This is a genomic window from Streptomyces sp. NPDC047917 (assembly GCF_043204345.1).
Classification (GTDB): domain Bacteria; phylum Actinomycetota; class Actinomycetes; order Streptomycetales; family Streptomycetaceae; genus Streptomyces; species Streptomyces sanglieri.
Genome location: NZ_JBIDCA010000021.1, coordinates 112606 through 112918, shown reverse-complemented (window position 1 = coordinate 112918; position 313 = coordinate 112606). Strand labels below are relative to the sequence as shown.

At 72.5% G+C, this 313-nt stretch carries 1 pseudogene; it reads left to right on the top strand.

Features of this window, described 5'->3' with window-relative positions:
* A pseudogene (locus tag ACGF8B_RS38835) lies at positions 1-313 on the top strand (hypothetical protein); the annotation flags it as partial.

The following is a 313-nucleotide window of genomic DNA, read 5'->3' as shown; positions in this document are numbered from 1 at the left end:
GCCGTCCCCACGCCCTCACCGCCAGCGACGACGGGTCGGTGCGGGTGTGGGACCTGACCACCGGAGAGGAGACCCGTCAACTCGTCGGCCACACCGACTGGGTTCGTTCGGTGGTGGTGGCCGAGTTGGACGGCCGTCCCCACGCCCTCACCGCCAGCGACGACGGGTCGGTGCGGGTGTGGGACCTGACCACCGGAGAGGAGACCCGTCAACTCGTCGGCCACACCGGCCCGATCCGTTCGGTGGCGGTGGCGGAGCTGGATGGCCGCCCCCACGCCCTCACCACCGGCTACGTCGGGTCGGTGCGGGTGTG